The 16,881-nt window shown below is 63.3% G+C and carries 18 protein-coding genes; 8 read left to right on the top strand and 10 right to left on the bottom strand.

Annotated features, from left to right (window positions below; all coding sequences use genetic code 11):
• Positions 1–4: 4 nt before the first annotated feature.
• Positions 5–1,423, bottom strand: coding sequence for a pitrilysin family protein (locus tag ACIQWO_RS15380; protein ID WP_150736632.1), 1,419 nt, complete (start codon positions 1,421–1,423; stop codon positions 5–7).
• 171 nt (positions 1,424–1,594) lie between these two features.
• Here ACIQWO_RS15380 and ftsY point away from each other — a divergent pair, with 171 nt between their 5' ends.
• Positions 1,595–3,091, top strand: coding sequence for a signal recognition particle-docking protein FtsY (gene ftsY, locus ACIQWO_RS15375; RefSeq protein ID WP_402825531.1), 1,497 nt, complete (start codon positions 1,595–1,597; stop codon positions 3,089–3,091).
• A gap of 90 nt (positions 3,092–3,181) precedes the next feature.
• On the opposite strand, the gene ACIQWO_RS15370 is transcribed toward ftsY, so the two are convergent.
• A complete protein-coding gene (locus ACIQWO_RS15370; RefSeq protein WP_402825528.1) occupies positions 3,182–3,808 on the bottom strand; it encodes a LysE/ArgO family amino acid transporter in 627 nt (208 codons plus the stop codon).
• An 8-nt stretch (positions 3,809–3,816) separates the two neighbouring features.
• Positions 3,817–4,470: a maleylacetoacetate isomerase gene (gene maiA, locus ACIQWO_RS15365; protein ID WP_402825525.1), complete on the bottom strand. Its 654-nt coding sequence runs from the start codon at positions 4,468–4,470 to the stop codon at positions 3,817–3,819.
• A 205-nt stretch (positions 4,471–4,675) separates the two neighbouring features.
• On the opposite strand from maiA, the gene ybiB reads away from it, so the two are divergent.
• Positions 4,676–5,644 carry a DNA-binding protein YbiB gene (ybiB, locus tag ACIQWO_RS15360; protein ID WP_402825522.1) on the top strand — a complete coding sequence of 323 codons (969 nt, stop codon included), beginning with the start codon at positions 4,676–4,678 and terminating at the stop codon, positions 5,642–5,644.
• A 151-nt stretch (positions 5,645–5,795) separates the two neighbouring features.
• Here ybiB and ACIQWO_RS15355 read toward each other — a convergent pair whose 3' ends face one another.
• Entirely contained in the window at positions 5,796–6,185 is a 390-nt protein-coding gene (locus ACIQWO_RS15355; RefSeq protein ID WP_039395446.1) for a nuclear transport factor 2 family protein, read from the bottom strand.
• 313 nt (positions 6,186–6,498) lie between these two features.
• On the opposite strand from ACIQWO_RS15355, the gene rpoH reads away from it, so the two are divergent.
• From rpoH to cydX, 5 genes are all read left to right on the top strand, one after another.
• Positions 6,499–7,347: an RNA polymerase sigma factor RpoH gene (gene rpoH / locus ACIQWO_RS15350; protein WP_224786753.1), complete on the top strand. Its 849-nt coding sequence runs from the start codon at positions 6,499–6,501 to the stop codon at positions 7,345–7,347.
• Between the two features lie 449 nt (positions 7,348–7,796).
• Complete coding sequence (cydP, locus tag ACIQWO_RS15345) at positions 7,797–8,138, top strand: cytochrome oxidase putative small subunit CydP (RefSeq protein ID WP_402825518.1); 342 nt, start codon at positions 7,797–7,799, stop codon at positions 8,136–8,138.
• Entirely contained in the window at positions 8,128–9,732 is a 1,605-nt protein-coding gene (locus ACIQWO_RS15340; protein ID WP_150736627.1) for a cytochrome ubiquinol oxidase subunit I, read from the top strand. The genes cydP and ACIQWO_RS15340 overlap by 11 nt, the downstream gene beginning before the upstream one ends.
• 26 nt (positions 9,733–9,758) lie before the next feature.
• Complete coding sequence (gene cydB / locus ACIQWO_RS15335; protein ID WP_402826827.1) at positions 9,759–10,895, top strand: cytochrome d ubiquinol oxidase subunit II; 1,137 nt, start codon at positions 9,759–9,761, stop codon at positions 10,893–10,895.
• Between the two features lie 15 nt (positions 10,896–10,910).
• Entirely contained in the window at positions 10,911–11,024 is a 114-nt protein-coding gene (gene cydX / locus ACIQWO_RS15330) for a cytochrome bd-I oxidase subunit CydX (RefSeq protein ID WP_402825514.1), read from the top strand.
• A 117-nt stretch (positions 11,025–11,141) separates the two neighbouring features.
• Here cydX and ACIQWO_RS15325 read toward each other — a convergent pair whose 3' ends face one another.
• The 5 genes from ACIQWO_RS15325 to ACIQWO_RS15305 all read right to left on the bottom strand — a co-directional run bounded on the left by ACIQWO_RS15325 (position 11,142) and on the right by ACIQWO_RS15305 (position 15,459).
• A complete protein-coding gene (locus tag ACIQWO_RS15325) occupies positions 11,142–11,747 on the bottom strand; it encodes an SCO family protein (protein ID WP_150575368.1) in 606 nt (201 codons plus the stop codon).
• A 125-nt stretch (positions 11,748–11,872) separates the two neighbouring features.
• Positions 11,873–12,778 (bottom strand): heme o synthase, encoded by a 906-nt coding sequence (gene cyoE / locus ACIQWO_RS15320; protein WP_150661057.1) that lies wholly within the window; start codon positions 12,776–12,778, stop codon positions 11,873–11,875.
• Between the two features lie 19 nt (positions 12,779–12,797).
• Complete coding sequence (locus ACIQWO_RS15315) at positions 12,798–13,988, bottom strand: heme A synthase (RefSeq protein WP_402825509.1); 1,191 nt, start codon at positions 13,986–13,988, stop codon at positions 12,798–12,800.
• 94 nt (positions 13,989–14,082) lie between these two features.
• Positions 14,083–14,715, bottom strand: a complete 633-nt coding sequence (locus ACIQWO_RS15310; protein WP_402825506.1) for an SCO family protein — start codon at positions 14,713–14,715, stop codon at positions 14,083–14,085.
• Between the two features lie 18 nt (positions 14,716–14,733).
• Positions 14,734–15,459: an SURF1 family protein gene (locus tag ACIQWO_RS15305; protein WP_402826824.1), complete on the bottom strand. Its 726-nt coding sequence runs from the start codon at positions 15,457–15,459 to the stop codon at positions 14,734–14,736.
• A 144-nt stretch (positions 15,460–15,603) separates the two neighbouring features.
• Between ACIQWO_RS15305 and ACIQWO_RS15300 the strand changes: the two genes are divergently transcribed.
• A complete protein-coding gene (locus tag ACIQWO_RS15300) occupies positions 15,604–15,807 on the top strand; it encodes a twin transmembrane helix small protein (protein WP_039395424.1) in 204 nt (67 codons plus the stop codon).
• Between the two features lie 204 nt (positions 15,808–16,011).
• On the opposite strand, the gene ACIQWO_RS15295 is transcribed toward ACIQWO_RS15300, so the two are convergent.
• Entirely contained in the window at positions 16,012–16,872 is an 861-nt protein-coding gene (locus ACIQWO_RS15295) for a cytochrome c oxidase subunit 3 (RefSeq protein ID WP_402825503.1), read from the bottom strand.
• Between the last annotated feature and the right edge of the window lie 9 nt (positions 16,873–16,881).

Raw genomic sequence — 16,881 nt, 5'->3', positions numbered from 1 at the left:
CCTCTCAGCGCATGTTCTTCAGGTCTTGCGCCCCTTGGGCGCGGCGCTTGCGTGTCGCCTCGTCGATCGGCTGCGGCACGAGCGTGGCAACCGTCAGCGATTCGTCGCCGAAGTACTTGCCCGCCACCGCCTGCACCTGCGCGGGCGTGACTGCCTTCACCTTTTCAAGCATGCGATCGATCTGACGCCACGAAATGCCCGACATCTCGTTCAGCCCGATTTCCATCGCCTGACCGAACACCGAGTCGCGCTTGTAGATCTGCGACGCCACCACCTGCGCCTTCACGCGCTTGAGCTCGGCCTCCGTCACACCGTGTGCCGCGATGTCGGCGATCTGCGCACGCAAGGCCTTCTCGATCTGCTCCGGCGTTTTCCCCTGCGCAGGCGTCGCGTCCATGATGAAGAACTGCGGGCCGCGGCCTACGCCGTCGTAGCTCGCGCCGACATCGTTCGCAATGCGCTGCTCTCGCACCAGACGGCTCGTCAGACGCGCGTTGCCATACCCGTCGAGCACGGCGGAGAGCACCTGCAATGCGTAGACGTCGTCGTCCTTCTCGACATCGTTCAGACGCGGCGCACGCCACGCGAGCATGACGTTCGGGTTCTCGGCCGGTGCTTTCACGAACACGCGGCGCACGCCCATCTGCGCCGGTTCGTTTTGCGGGCGGCGTTCCGGCAGCGTGTGCGACTTGATCGGGCCGTAGTACTTCTCGGCAAGCGCCTTGACCTGCGCGGGATCGACGTCGCCGCTCACCACGACCACGGCATTGTTCGGCGCATACCAGCGCTCGTACCAGTCACGCGTGTCCTGCACGGTCATGTGCTGGAGATCGTCCATCCAGCCGACGATCGGGCGACGATACGGATTCGCGACGAGCGCGGTGGCCATCAGTTGCTCATAGAGCAGTGCGCGCGGCTGGTCGTCCGTGCGCAGACGACGCTCCTCCATCACCACCTGAATCTCTTTCGCGAACTCATCGGCGGAGAGCGTCAGATTCGCCATGCGATCGGCTTCGAGACGCATCATTTCCGGCAGACGCGACTTCTCCGTCTGCTCGAAGTAACCGGTATAGTCCTTGCTGGTGAAAGCGTTCTCACGACCGCCGAGGGCGGCGACCTGACGGGAGAACTGGCCCGCGCCGACGGTCTTGGTGCCCTTGAACATCATGTGCTCAAGCGCGTGGGCGACGCCGGTGGTGCCGTTGAACTCGTCGAGCGACCCGGCGCGATACCAGACCACATGGGCGACCGTCGGTGCCCGGTGGTCTTCGCGCACGATCAGCCGCAGACCGTTCGAGAGCGTGAATTCCGAAGTGTTATCCGTTGTCTTGCTGCCGCCGGTGTCAGCGGCGTGGCCCAGGCTCATCACACCGGCCAAGGCCAGTCCGGCCAAGGCGTGTCGCCAGCGCATGGTTCCCGTCATGGATCCCCTTTCGCCCATCATGGACGTCGATTCGCGTCTGATAAAATACGTCGCATTTCCCGCGTCGGAAACAACGACCTGCCCATTGTAGGGGGTTTTGTGCGACGCGAATGGCAGGACAATTCATAGTCGCACGCCGATAGCGCGCCCCCACGTCGAGTTCCTCACCCCATGTTCAGTTTCTTCAAGCGCTTCAAGTCGGGCGGCAACAAGGCCGCCGAAACGAGCCCCGCACCGACCGAATCGCCCGAATCCGAAGCGTCTTCCGCAGCGACGCAGCAACCGGAAAGCCCGCAGGCACCTGTCACGCCCGTCGCGCCTGTTGCGCCTGTTGCACCGGCCGCTCCCGTCGCTACGCCGCAGGCGTCCACAAGCCAGCCGACGACGGTCCAATCTGCCGCACCGGCACCGGTTACGCCGCCCGCCCCCGCAGCTGCGCCGACGCAAGCAGTTCAGCCCGCTCAACCGGCCGTCAGTGCTGCCGAAAATTCGGCGCATTCCGAGCCGGCACGGGTCAATGTCCCAACGGCACGCACGCCGGTTGCGGCTGCACCGACGCCTGCCCCTCAGCCGACACCGGTCGAGCCCGTCATTCAAACCGCGGCCGTTGAACCTGCTGAACCTGCTGAACCTGCTGAACCTGCTGAACCCGTCGAACTCGTTGAGCCCGTCACCCCGGCAGCCCCGCCGCCCGCCCCGGTCGTCGTGAAGGACGCGCAAGGCGAAGCCATCGGCGAAATCGTCTCAGCTCCGGCCCCTGAACCGGCCGCCAAGCGTTCGTGGCTCACGCGCCTGAAGGCCGGGCTGTCGAAGACGAGCTCAGGCATCACGAGCATCTTCGTCGGAGTAAAAGTCGACGAGAACCTGTTCCAAGAGCTCGAAGACGCCCTCCTGATGAGCGACGCAGGTGTAGACGCCACGACCTATCTGATCGACGCCCTGCGCAAGAAGGTCAAGGCCGAGCGTCTGACCGAGGGCGAACAGGTCAAGCGCGCGCTGCACGACCTGCTCGTCGACCTGCTGCAACCGCTCGAACAGAGTCTCGTGCTGGGCCGCGAAGCGCCGATGGTCGTGATGATCGCGGGCGTGAACGGTGCTGGGAAGACGACCAGCATCGGCAAGCTCGCCAAGCACTTCCAGCACTACGGCCAGTCCGTGCTGCTGGCAGCGGGCGATACGTTCCGCGCGGCAGCCCGCGAGCAACTGGCGATCTGGGGCGAACGCAACAACGTCGCCGTCGTCGCGCAGGAAAGCGGCGATCCGGCAGCCGTCGTGTTCGACGCTGTGAGCGCCGCCCGCGCCCGCAAGATCGACATCGTGATGGCGGACACGGCAGGCCGTCTGCCCACGCAGTTGCATTTGATGGAAGAGCTCAAGAAGATCAAGCGTGTGCTGGGCAAGGCGGCCGACGGCGCGCCGCACGAAGTGCTGCTCGTCATCGACGCCAACACCGGCCAGAACGCGCTCACGCAGGTCAAGGCATTCGACGACGCCCTCCAGCTCACCGGTCTCATCGTGACCAAGCTCGACGGCACGGCCAAGGGCGGCATTCTGGCAGCCATCGCCCGTCAGCGTCCGGTCCCGGTGTACTTCATCGGCGTGGGCGAGAAGGTGGAAGACCTGCAACCGTTCTCGGCCCGCGAGTTCGCCGACGCCCTGCTGGGGTAAGCGCGAACAACACCGCGAAGCCAACGCATCAAAACAAACGGCCCGCACACTCACGTGGCGGGCCGTTTGCTTTTCGTCTGCGGAAAGACGTTACATCTGCTGAGCGACGAGCCCTGCGCAGAGCCCCCACATCATGAGGCCGACAACGCCGTCGAGAATCTGCCACGCGCGGGCACGCGAGAAGAGTGGTGCGAGCAAACGTGCGCCGTAACCGAGCGCCGTGAACCAGAGGATGGACGCGATCATCGCGCCACCCGCGAACCACATGTTGCCCGGCGACGGCTCGCGTGCGCCGATGCCGCCAAGCAGGATCACCGTGTCGAGATAGACGTGCGGGTTGAGCAGCGAAAGCATCAGCACGAGGCCGATGGCGCGTTGCCACGACATCTCCTGCGTCGCCGCGCGGCTACCGTCCGCCTGCAAGGCCCCTGCACCGCGAAACGCTGCGCGCCATGCGCGCAAGCCGTAGAGGAACAGGAACGCCGCGCCACCCCACGTCACGATCGTGATGAAGCGGGGATAAGCGGCAATCAGGCCGCCCATGCCCGCCACGCCCGCCGCGATCAGCGTCATGTCGCAGATCGCGCAGACCGTCACGACGATGCCTACGTGACGTCGCAAAATCCCCTGACGCAAGACGAACGCATTCTGCGCGCCAATTGCCATGATGAGGCTGGCGCCAAGCGCCATGCCCCGCCAGAAAGCCGGATCGATCATCGTGAGACTTACTCGGCGTCCGGTTGTGCTTCGGGTGCGGCGCGCTGGAACGCTTCGAGCGTCTGGCAATGCGCGTGGATGGCGGAGATACGCGGGAATTGCGTCATGTCGACCTTGAAGCGATTGGCGTTGTAGATCTGCGGCACGAGGCAGCAATCGGCCAGCGTCGGCGTATCGCCAACGACGAACTTGCCCGGCGACGTCTGTGCCGCGAGACGCGCTTCAAGCGCCTTGAACCCTTCCACGATCCAGTGCACGTACCAAGCGTTCTTCTGCTCTTCCGTCACGCCCATGTCGTGCTTGAGGAAACGCAGCACGCGCAGGTTGTCGATCGGGTGGATGTCGGCCGCGATGTCCAGCGCCAGTGCGCGGACCTGCGCACGCGTGGCCGGGTCGGACGGCAGCAGCGCGGGCGTGGGATGCACGTCTTCCAGATATTCGATGATGGCGAGCGACTGATGAATATTGACGTCGCCGTCGATGAACGTCGGCACCAGCGCATTGGCGTTGAGCGCTCGGTAGGCTGGCTTGAGATGTTCACCACCGTCGCGCACGAGATGCACCGGCACGATGTCGTAGTCGAGTCCCTTGAGGTTCAGGGCGATACGCACTCGGTAGGCCGCAGAACTGCGGAAATAGCTGTACAGCGTGAGCGTGGACATGGGGCTGACCTCGAAATCGAAAATGCGGGAAAAGCGGTAATTGGGGGAGACGCGGCGACCAGGGATCGTGAGAATCCGAGGGGGCCGCAAGCGCGCCCGAACACGAGATGGTACTGCAAGCGCTGGCCCCGATGACACCTGATTGCGTATGATGGATAGCGACTCTCCCACGAACCAGAAGCCGCATTCCACAGATAGCCGCGTCATGACCTCTGCCGCCCCCTTTGCCTGCGCCCCGCTGCTCAAGATCATCGCCCGTGGTGCGAAAGGCGCACGCGCGCTGAGCGCGGACGAAACTCGCACGCTGTTCGACGCCATCCTCGCCGACCGGGTCTCGCCCGCCGAGCTGGGCGGCGTACTGATCGCGTACCGCATCAAGGGCGAGACGCCCGTGGAACTGCGCGCCATGCTCGACGCCGCGCACGCCACGTTCACCCCGCTCGTCGCCCCGGCCGACGCCCCGCCGCCCGTGCTGCTGCCGAGCTACAACGGCGCGCGCAAACAACCGAACCTCACACCATTGCTGGCGCTGCTGCTCGCGCGCGACGGCATCCCGGTGCTGGTGCACGGACAACATCACAGCGGCGCGAATCGCGTCGGCACACAGGCGATCTTCGCGGAACTCGGTCATCCCGCGAGCCAATCGGCCGCCGAGGCGGAGGAAGCCCTGCGCACTCGCCGCGTCGCCTATCTGCCGATTGCGGCGTTGTCGCCTGCGCTGGAACGACTCCTGGAGATGCGTGCGGCACTCGGCGTGCGCAATTCCGGGCACACCGTCGTCAAGCTTTTGCAGCCCTTCGCCGGACCGGCGCTGCGGCTCGTGAACTACACACACCCGGAGTACCGGGAAACGCTGAGCGAGATGTTTGCCGACGCGACCAATAGCGCCGCCCCCGGCGTGCTGCTCGCACGCGGCACGGAAGGCGAACCGGTCGCGGATGCCCGTCGGCAGGCGGCGATAGATGGGTTTTCGGATGGGGCGTTCCGGTCGTGGCAGGAAGCGGAAGAAGGGGCTACCGGCGCACCGCCGTCCCTACCCGCAGCCGACGCCCCCGCCACTGCGCGTTGGATCGAAGCGGTGCTCGCCGGAGAGATGCCAGTGCCCGCCCCCATCGCCCGTCAGGTCGAAGTGATCCGTCAGACCATCGGACTAAGCGCGTCATCGACGCATTGAAACGAAATACGCACGCAACGTCGGATAACTCGCGCAAATTTCGTCACAAAATCGAAATGTCACCGAGAAATACGATATTTCCGGAACATTTCATCCCGAAACACATCAAATCTTCTGTTTTGGAGAGGACGCCCGGAGAGTACCGGGCGGGTCAGTCGGCCGACGCCATGCGGGTGGCCTGCCAGGAGATGACGAGCCACGCTTCGGCCAGCAGCTTGTGCACGGCCGTGTAGGTCATTTGCGACGCGAGCGAACCGGTCGCGGTTTCCAGTTCGACCTTGAGCTTGCCGGTGACGACCACCGTGTCGCCGAACTGGCGGAGTTCCTGCGCTTTCGGGTCAACGTCGATGTCGAGGTAACGGCGGCGGCCGGAGCTGATCGCGTCGAGAAACTCGCGCTTGGTCTCGCGTTTGCCATTCGAATGCACGTAGAACAGATCGTCCGCGAGGAGCTTTTCCAGCTCATCGACATCGCCTTCGATCATCGCTTCGAAGCGGGCCGATTCGAGTTGTCGTACCGCGTCAATGTGCTTTCCCGCCATGCTGACCTCCCATCCTTCGCCATCACTTTACGCTCGTGGCTTGGGTTGCAATTTACACCATCCGAGTCACGTTTGCGCCAGTGACTTCTCCCGTTTGACGGGGGGTGCTGGAAAACCCCAAGAAGCCGGAAACTTCCCGTCCGGTAAGGGTTCTAACGTCTTTAGCACTCATCGAAAGAGAGTGCTAAAATGCTTTCCCAGAGGCTAACCAGGAGTCCACCACTTGAGTACTGCCGCCAACAAGCATCCGACGACGCCGGCCACCGGCACGGCGCCGAATTCGCGTGCCCTCGCACTTGCCCCGTCGGCGCTGATGCTGCCGGGCAGTCTGGGCAATATCGACAGCTACATTCAGGCTGTCCATCGCATTCCCCTGCTCACCGCCGAGGAAGAGCAGTCGCTCGCCAAGCGTCTGCGTGAAAACGACGATCTCGAAGCCGCCCGCCAGCTCGTGCTTTCGCACCTGCGTCTGGTGGTCTCGATCGCGCGTAATTACCTCGGTTACGGTCTGCCGCACGCCGACCTGATTCAGGAAGGCAATATCGGCCTGATGAAGGCCGTCAAACGCTTCGATCCCACACAGGGTGTCCGGCTCGTGTCGTACGCCATGCACTGGATCAAGGCCGAGATTCACGAATACGTGCTGAAGAACTGGCGCACGGTCAAGGTCGCCACGACCAAGGCTCAGCGTAAGCTGTTCTTCAATCTGCGTAGCCAGAAGCAAGGCTTGCAGGCCTTCACGCCGGAAGAGATCGATCAGGTAGCACGCGATCTGAACGTCAAGCGTGAAGACGTCATCGAGATGGAAACGCGCATGTCGGGCGGCGATATCGCCCTCGAAGGTCACAGCGACGACGGCGACAGCGCGAGCTTCGCCCCGATCGCCTATCTGGCCGACTCCCATCAGGAGCCGACCGCCGTGATCGCCGCACGCGAGCGTGACCATCTGCAGAGCGACGGTCTGCAAACGGCGCTTGGCCGTCTCGACCCGCGCAGCCGCCGCATCATCGAAGCGCGCTGGTTGTCGGTCGCCGACGACGGCAGCGGTGGTGCCACGCTGCACGAACTGGCAGACGAATTCGGCGTCTCCGCCGAGCGTATCCGTCAGATCGAAGTAGCCGCTATGAAGAAGATGAAAGGCGCGTTGCAAGCCTACGCGTAATACCGGGATCGGGTGTCGAAGGCAGCGACAAATTGCCACACGACACTGCGATCCCCAAGTCGACGGAACATCGCCGACCGCCAAGCCCCGTGAAGCCCCGAGAGGTTCGCGGGGCTTTTTTATTGGACTTCGAAAGTTCATCCGCCATCTGATCGCGACTTGATGCATCGCAAGGTCCGCAACTGAGCCCGTCGATAGAATCGGCTCGTACGTAGCCATGCTGCGTGCGAAGGACGGCCCGGGGGCCGTTCGCCGCGCCGGACCCTTGTCTCGAATCCGCTTCTCATCTGCCGTTGCTCGCATTGGCAGATCCGCATCGAACCAGCGTCATCTGCGTGTCATCCGCCCCCGTGCGCTGCGGTTTGACATTTTCAAGCGATAAGGCAAAATGCGCCGAAAGTCGACGCTGTTCCCAACAACACGACTTTCGACGCCAGGAGCCGTCACGGATGGACACCCACTCTCCTAGCAGTCTGAAGCCTCACGCCACGGCCTCACCGGCAGCATCGGCCGCAGCGGTCCCGGCGCAGCCGACACCGGCAGCCACGGGCATCGTCGCCTGGACGATCCGGCGCTGGCGCACCCGCCCTTCCCGTTTTGCCCTCGAAATCCTAATCGTTCTCGCGATCAAGGTAGTACTCCTGTTCATTCTGAAGCACGCGTTCTTCGACGCTCCGATGGCCAAGCACATGCAATTGCCGCCGGACGTCGTGGCCCGCGCCCTGATAGGGCCGCAGGCCGTCGAAGCGCAGTCCCCCACCAAAAATCAAGGTGTCCGCCATGATCAGTAGCGAAGTCGTCGACCTCTCGCGCTTGCAGTTCGCCATAACGGCGCTGTATCACTTTCTGTTCGTCCCGCTCACACTGGGCCTGTCGTGGCTGCTCGTCATCATGGAATCGGTCTATGTGATGACCGGCAAGCAGATCTACAAGGACATGACCCAGTTCTGGGGCAAGCTCTTCCTGATCAACTTCGCGATGGGCGTGACCACGGGTCTCACGCTCGAATTCCAGTTCGGCACCAACTGGGCCTACTACTCGCATTACGTCGGCGACATCTTCGGTGTGCCACTCGCAATCGAAGGGTTGATGGCCTTCTTCCTGGAAGCCACGTTCGTCGGCCTGTTCTTCTTCGGATGGAACAAGCTCTCGCGCATCGGCCACCTCGCCACCACCTTCGCGGTGGCCCTCGGCTCGAACCTCTCGGCGCTGTGGATTCTCGTGGCCAACGGCTGGATGAATAATCCGATCGGGGCACACTTCAACTACGAGACCATGCGCATGGAGCTGAGCAGCATCTGGGAAGTGGTGTTCAACCCGGTCGCTCAGGTGAAGTTCGTGCACACGCTCTCGGCCGGTTATGTGACCGCCGCCATGTTCGTGCTCGGCATCTCTGCGTGGTACCTGCTCAAGCGTCGCGACGTGCCGTTCGCGCTACGCTCGTTCGCGGTCGCAGCGGGTTTCGGTCTGGCGTCCACGCTGTCCGTCATCGTGCTGGGCGACGAATCAGGTTACACCACGGGTGAAGTGCAGAAGGTGAAGCTCGCGGCCATCGAAGCGGAATGGGAGACGGCCAAGCCGCCCGCATCGTTCACGCTCTTCGGCTTCCCGAACCAGAAGGAACAACGCACCGACTACGCGGTGAAGATTCCCTGGGCGATGGGGCTGATCGCCACGCGCTCGGTCGACACGCCGGTCATCGGCCTCACGCAATTGCGCGACGAGCATAAGGACAACATCAAGCGCGGCATGATCGCGTTCGCAGCGCTCGAAAAGCTGCGCGGCGGCGATACGTCGCCAGCGGTGCGCGCCGAGTTCGACAAGTACAAGGACGACCTCGGCTACGGCCTGTTGCTCAAGAAGTACACGCCGAACGTCGTCGACGCCACGCCGGAACAGATCCTGATGGCGGCCAACGACACGATCCCGCCGGTCGCGCCCGTGTTCTGGTCGTTCCGCATCATGGTCGGCCTCGGCTTCCTGTTCCTCTTCACGTTCCTGTGGGCGTTCTGGCTGTGCGCACGACGCCGTCTGCTCAAGCCGCGTTCGGCGTGGTTCCTGCGCTGGTGCGTGTGGGCGATTCCGCTGCCGTGGCTCGCCGCCGAGTTCGGTTGGATCGTCGCCGAAATGGGACGTCAGCCGTGGACCATCGCCGGTATTCTGCCAACGCATCTCTCCACGTCGTCGCTGTCTGCCACCGATCTGTACATGAGTCTCGCGGGCTTCATCATCTTCTACACCGCGCTGCTCATCATTGAGATGTTCCTGATGGTGAAGTACGTCAAGCTCGGCCCGTCGTCGCTGCACACCGGCCGCTATCACTTCGAGACGGAAGGGTCGAGCGGGGCTGCGATTGCGAGCGACCGTCCGGCAACTTCGGTCTGATCGTCAGGGAGACACACATCATGATGATCGATTACACCGTACTCAAGCTGATCTGGTGGGTGCTCGTCGGCGTGCTGCTGATCGGCTTCGCCTTCTTCGACGGCTTCGACATGGGCACCGGCACGCTGCTGCCCTTCCTCGGCAAGACCGACGCGGAACGACGCGTCATCATCAACACCGTCGCCCCCACATGGGAAGGCAACCAGGTGTGGTTCGTGACGGCAGGCGGTGCGATGTTCGCCGCGTGGCCGCTCGTCTACGCCGCGGCCTTCTCGGGGCTGTACTGGGCGCTGCTGCTGGTGCTCTTCGCGCTGTTCCTGCGACCGGTCGGCTTCGACTACCGCAACAAGTTGCCGAGCGCACGCTGGCGCAACTCGTGGGATTGGGCGTTGTTCGTCGGCAGCACGGTGCCGTCGCTGGTGTTCGGCGTCGCCTTTGGCAACCTGCTGCTCGGCCTGCCGTTCTCGTTCGACAACACCTTGCGCTCGACCTACACCGGTTCGTTCTGGGCCCTGCTCAACCCGTTCGCGCTGCTGTGCGGACTGGTCAGCCTGCTGATGCTGGTCACGCACGGTGCCGCGCACCTTCGCATGAAGGCCGATCCGCTTGTGGCCGAGCGCGCCGGACGCATCATGCGTCTCACTGCACTGGGCACGCTACTGCTGTTCCTCGTAGCCGGGGTGCTGGTCGCCACGCACGTCGACGGCTTCGCCATCACGCAGATGGCGGCCACCGACGCACCGGCTAACCCGCTGATGAAGCAAGTCACTACCGGCCCGGGCTTGTGGCTCACGAACTATCACACCTACCCGTGGATGATTGCGGCACCGGTCGTCGCCTGTCTGTGTGCGTTGCTCGCCGCCCTGCTCGCCACGAGCCGTGCGTATGCGTGGACGTTCGTCGTCACCGGGCTGATGATCGCGGGCATCATCCTGACCGCCGGTTTCTCGATGTTCCCGTTCGTCATGCCGTCGGCCACTGCGCCGGGCAGCAGCCTCACGGTCTGGGACGCCACATCGAGCCAGCTCACGCTGCAAATCATGCTGATCGCCGTAATCGTCTTCCTGCCCATCATCCTGCTCTACACCGGCTGGGTGTACCGCGTGATCCGTGGCCGCGTGACGATCGAGACGGTCAACGACAACCCGCACACGATGTACTGATCAAGGAGTCGCGACATGTGGTACTTCTCTTGGATTCTCGGCCTTGGCCTCGCGCTCGCGTTCGGCATCATCAACGTGATGTGGTTCGAAGCGCACGACGACCTCGAACGTCGCAGTCAGGAAGGGTAGTTGAGCCTGACGACGCCGAGCCGTCATAGGTCGGCGTCAAAGTGAATGTAGAAACGAAAATCGCGCCTCCAGGGGCGCGATTTTTTATGCGGTGAGATCCTGCGACGGATCGAAGCCTTAGCTCAGCAACGTCTTCAGGTCCTTGGCCATTGCATCGACCGGCTCGTCCGGACGCATGAACAGGCGCAATTGCCCGTTCGGATCGAAGACGTAAATGCCAGCGGTGTGGTCGATGGTGTAGTTGTTGGGCGTCGACCCTTCCACCTTGTTGACCACCACGCGGAACGACTTGGTGACTTCCTTGAGCGCGGCGTCATCCGCAGGACGCAGCCCCACGAACGCCGGATTGAACGCTGGCACGTACTGGCCCATCAGCTCGGCCGAATCGCGCTGCGGATCGACCGTCACGAACAACACCTGCACACGTTGGGCATCGTCCGCACCGAGCTTCTGCATCACCTGATTGAGTTCCGCCATCGTGGTCGGGCAAACGTCCGGGCAATGCGTGTAGCCGAAGAACATCACCACAGCCTTACCCTTGTAATCGGCGAGCGTGCGCGTCTTGCCCTGCGGGTCCTGCAACGAGAAGTCCTTGGCGAATTCCTTGTTGCCGGTGATATCGAGGCTCGTGAACGTCGGCCCTTCTTTACCGCAGGCGGCGAGAAGCACCGTCAGCCCCATCAGCAACATCGCACGGCGCAACCAGATGACAGCAAGATTCATGAACGAATGACCCCAGAACGTATGGAAAAAACGCCTTCGGAAAACACAACAGGCGCGCCGGCGAAGAATACCGTAACGCGCCTGTCGTCGTGACTCAGCCTGTGACGGGCAAAGGCCCCGGAGGTTCAGCCCAGCAGGTAGATCTGCACGTAATGGTCGACCAGCAGCGCCGCGAACAGCAGCGAGAGGTAGACGATCGAATAGCGGAACATCGAGCGCGAGAGCTCATCGGAATACTTGCGCCACAGCTTGACCGCGTAACCGAGGAAGATGCCCGAGAGCACGACCGCTGACACGAGATACAGATAGCCGCTCATGCGATGCGCGAACGGCAGCAGCGACACGGCAAACAGCACGACGCTGTACAACAGGATCTGTAGACGCGTGTACTTCTCGCCGTGCGTGATCGGCAGCATCGGTAGCCCCGAATTCACGTAATCCTGACGGCGGTAGAGCGCGAGCGCCCAGAAGTGCGGCGGCGTCCAGACGAAGATGATGAGCACCAGAATCCACGCGTCGGCAGGCACTGCGCCGGTCGCAGCGGCCCAGCCGAGGGCCGGGGGCATGGCACCGGCCGCGCCGCCGATCACGATGTTCTGCGGCGTCGAGGGCTTGAGGATGATGGTGTAGATGAGCGCGTAGCCGACGAACGTGCCGAGCGTCAGCCACATCGTCAGGGGATTCGTGAACGTATAGAGCACCACCATGCCCGCAGCACCCAGAATCGTCGAGAAGACGATGATCTGCCACGGCGCGATCTCGCCGCGTGCCGACGGACGCCACGCAGTGCGGCGCATAAGCGCGTCGACGCGTTGCTCGATCAGGCAGTTCACGGCGAAGGCCGATCCGGCGAGCAGCCAGATACCGATGGTGCCGCCGATCAGCACCTGCCACGGCACCATGCCGCGCGTGGACAGGAACATGCCGATCACGGCACAGAAGACGGCGAGCTGCGTCACGCGGGGCTTGGTCAGCGCCCAGTATTGCGCGATACGGCTAGCCGGCGGATGGGGAAGGGTCGTGCTTTTCATACACTCTGAAGGCAATGCGCTACGCCGGGCCAGACGGGGCGCCGAGCGGTGCGGCAGCCGGCTCCGCTGCGGAGAAAGGCTTCTGGCGGGCCGGGACGTCTGCCTGATCTATCAGGCTGGCCGCAATGGGCGCCGCTGCGACTAGGCGGGCGGCGCGAATGCGGTAGTTTAACATGACAAGCAAAAGCAGCAGGACCGCCGCGCCGCCGTTGTGGGCGATGGCATTGAGCAGCGGCCATTGGAAAACGATGTTCGACAATCCGGTCGCGAATTGCACGAGCACCAGTAGAAATACCAGAATCGAGAGCTTTCTGAGCGCGGCATGACGTCGCAGGCGGCTCGCCAGCCACGCCAGATACAGCACCACGACCACGGCAAACGTCCGGTGCACCCAGTGGATCGCCACGAGCGCATCCATCGGAATCACCTCGCCACCGGCCGTCTTGCCCAGTTCTCGCCATAGCTTGAACCCGTTGTGGAAGTCCATCGACGGAATCCACTGACCCTGACACGTCGGGAAGTCAGTGCATGCCAATACAGCGTAGTTGGTGCTTACCCATCCGCCAAGGGCAATCTGGAAGACGAGCAACGCCAGCCCGATCAGCGCCGCCCACCGCCAGCGCAAGGCCCCGGCATCAGCCGCTACGCTGGCCAGCGGCATCTGCCGACATGCCAGCCATGCCAGCGACCCGAGCAAAGTGAGCGCCAACATCAAATGGATGGAGACGATCACCGGTTGCAGCTTCATCGTGACGGTCCACGCCCCGAACGCGCCCTGCACACACACAAGCACCAGCAGCCACGTGGCTAGCCACGGCGATTGCTTCAGCTCGCGGCGCTTCACCCATGCCATCACCATCAGGGTGATGATCAGCACGCCCACGGACATCGCGAAATACCGGTGGATCATCTCGATCCACGCCTTGACGAAGGTCACCGGGCCGCTAGGCAGCATCAACTGCGCGGCGTGGATGTCCGCATGCGCGGCGAACGGCGACGACGTGCCGTAGCATCCCGGCCAGTCGGGGCATCCGAGACCGGAATCCGTCAGACGCGTAAAGCCGCCGAACATGATCAGGTCGAGCGTGAGAAAGGTCGTCACCCAGGCCAGTTTGCGGTACTTGTTCGCGTCGCGGCGCAGCAGCACCCAGCCGAGCGGCAGCACCGCGATACACAGGCCGATGAAGCCCAGTTCCAGAAGGTAAAGCATCGGTTTTACGTCAGTTCTTCAATATGTCCGGGGCGCACGTGCGCCCCGGGGCCATTCGTTTCAATCATCGCGCGAGGGACATTCCCTCACCCCATCAACCCGTCCCCGACCACTTCAACAGTCGCGACAGATCGCTCTTGATCTTGCCCGGATCGGCGTTCTTCGGGAACGCCATCATCAGATTGCCCAGTGGGTCGACCAGATAGATGTGATCGCGCAGGCCTGTGCCGTCCTGCGTCGGCAGCCACGAGGCGAGTGCGACGGGATCGGCACGCAGACGGCGCGTATCGGGATAGGCATCGTCGATCTGTTGCGACACCTTCGAGGCGTCCGTCACCAGCCACAGCGTTTCCACCCGCGTGCGCTCGTTGCCCTGCAAGACGCGGATCTGCCGCATGTAGAACAGCTTGCTGACGCAGTTCTCATCACACGTGGCCGTGTCGGCGCTGATCATGAGCCATTTGCCCTTGAGCGACGACAGCGGCAGGTTCTCGCCCGTTTCGTCGTCGTGCACGACGAGCGCAGGCAACGGACGCTGCGGCTCGATCAGCTTGCCGTAGGCGGACGTGCCGCCCTGCGGCTTGAACACGAAATACATCAGATACGCCGCTACCGCAGGCGCGGCGCACACCACGAAGAGCAGCACGAGCATGCGCCTCGCGCGGCGTCGTTGCACCGGGTCGACGGCAGGACTTCCACTGCGATCCGTACTCACATTTGCACTCATGTTCGCCTTATGCGCGTCTTATGCCCGCGTGAATTTGTTGGTCACCGTCGCCATACGACGGCCGCGCCGATACGCCAGACGCAGTCCCAGCAGCGCCAGAATCAGCGACATGCCGAACCACTGCGCCATATAACCATAGTTGCGATCCGCGCCGCTTGCCGGTTGCGGCCAGTCGCGCAGCAGGTGATCGCCCGTGTCGTTCGTCTGCATGATGACGAACGGTTGCAGCGGCAGCGACGTCTCACGCGCATATGCCGCAACGTCGAGATTCTGACGAATCGACAGCCCCGCCGCCGAGCCGCCATGCCCCAGTTCAAAGGCGCGCGACGGGTCGGGCATGGCCAGGCCTTCGACCGTAATATCGCCCGCTGGCGTCGCATACGGCATGATCGACGCGCGGTCGCGCAGGTCGCGCGGCAGCCACCCTCGATTGACGAGCACCACGTGATCGGGCGCGACTTGCAACGCCATCACCACATAGAAGCCGGGCAGCTCGTTGCGCGGACGGTTATCGAGATACACCACGCGATTACGCAGGAACCGGCCCGTGACGCGCACGCGCCGATGGCCCACGTCGTCCAGCGAATAGGCCTGTGCGCCAAGCGCGATGACCGGTGCGCGCTCCGCCTGCTCGATCTGCGCCTGACGCGCCAGACGTAGTTGCGCACGCTGGTACTGCCACACGCCGAGTGCGGCGGTGAGCATCACGCCCAGCAGTATCAGCACGGTCGGCACAGGCCGCATGCCGCGCAAGAGAGTTTTCAACACGTACGTTCCTTGTCCGGCTGCCGCCCGATGTTGCGCAACACGGGCTGTCCACACTGCATTGCAGCGTGCCAGCGCGTGTGCGTTGCCCGATAATGACGAATTCCCGTCATCGGACAGATCATGCGCATCATCGTTGCCATCGCCTTCGTCCTGATTCTCGGCAGTCTGGCGTCCGCATTGTTTTTCATGATGCGGGACAAGGGCCGATCGAACCGCACCGTGCAATCGCTGATGGTGCGCGTCGGCCTGTCGGTGACGCTGTTTCTGCTCATCCTGTTCGCCAACTGGATGGGCTGGATTCACAGCACGGGCATACGATACTGAGTCCCGCGCCGGGCACCTGCGGCAAATCGCCGCACCCCATCCCTGCCACGCTGCTTTACGCCGAATAACCTTTACCGACATTCACCTCGGTGGCGCAATGCCGTCACCACCGGTGTCGCGACGTTCGTGCGACATAAGGCCGCATCCAAATGGAAACGCCGCCGGAATCCGGCGGCGTCCCCTAAGCATGTTCCCGTGCCGACGTCAGAGCCAGTAGACGACGACGTACAACCCCAGCCACACGACGTCCACAAAGTGCCAGTACCAGGCGGCGCCTTCGAAACCGAAGTGATGATCCGGCGTGAAGTGGCCCTTCATCAAGCGCACCAGCATCACGGAGAGCATGATCGCGCCCAGCATCACGTGGAAGCCGTGGAAGCCCGTGAGCAGGAAGAAGGTCGAACCGTACACGCCCGAGGTCAGCTTGAGGTTCAGTTCGGTGTAGGCGTGGTGATATTCGTACGCCTGGAAGCCGAGGAACACGAAGCCGAGCACGACGGTAGCGAACAGCCAGAAGATCGCGCTGCCACGATGGTTCGCACGCAATGCGTGGTGCGAGATCGTGAGCGTGACGCCCGAGGTCAGCAGCAGTGCCGTGTTGAGCGTCGGGATCGGCCACGGACCCATCGTCTCAAATGCATCGACCACGCCAGCCGGGCCGGCGTTCGGCCACACGGCGCTGAAGTCGGGCCACAGCAGCTTGTTATCAAGGTCGCCGAGCCACGGCATGGCCAGCGCACGCGCGTAGAACAGCGCGCCGAAGAATGCCGCGAAGAACATCACTTCGGAGAAGATGAACCAGCTCATGCCCCAACGATAGGACACGTCGATACGCTTGCTGTACAGGCCGCCCTCGGACTCGGCGATCGAGTCGCCGAACCAGCTGCGCAGCACCCACAGCACCCACAGCAGACCGGCCAGCGCCGTCCACGGGGCCCACGATTGTCCGTTGACCCACGCTGCGGCTGAGCCGAGCACCACCAGCAGGCCGACACTGCAGCTCACCGGGTGACGCGAGGGGGCCGGCACGAAGTAGTACGGCGCCGTTTGGTGTTGACCACTCATTCTTATCTC

The sequence above is a fragment of the Pandoraea sp. NPDC090278 genome (genome assembly GCF_044772185.1).
Classification (GTDB): domain Bacteria; phylum Pseudomonadota; class Gammaproteobacteria; order Burkholderiales; family Burkholderiaceae; genus Pandoraea.
Note: the sequence above shows the minus strand (reverse complement) of the source record. Positions and strands in the feature narration are given on the sequence as shown.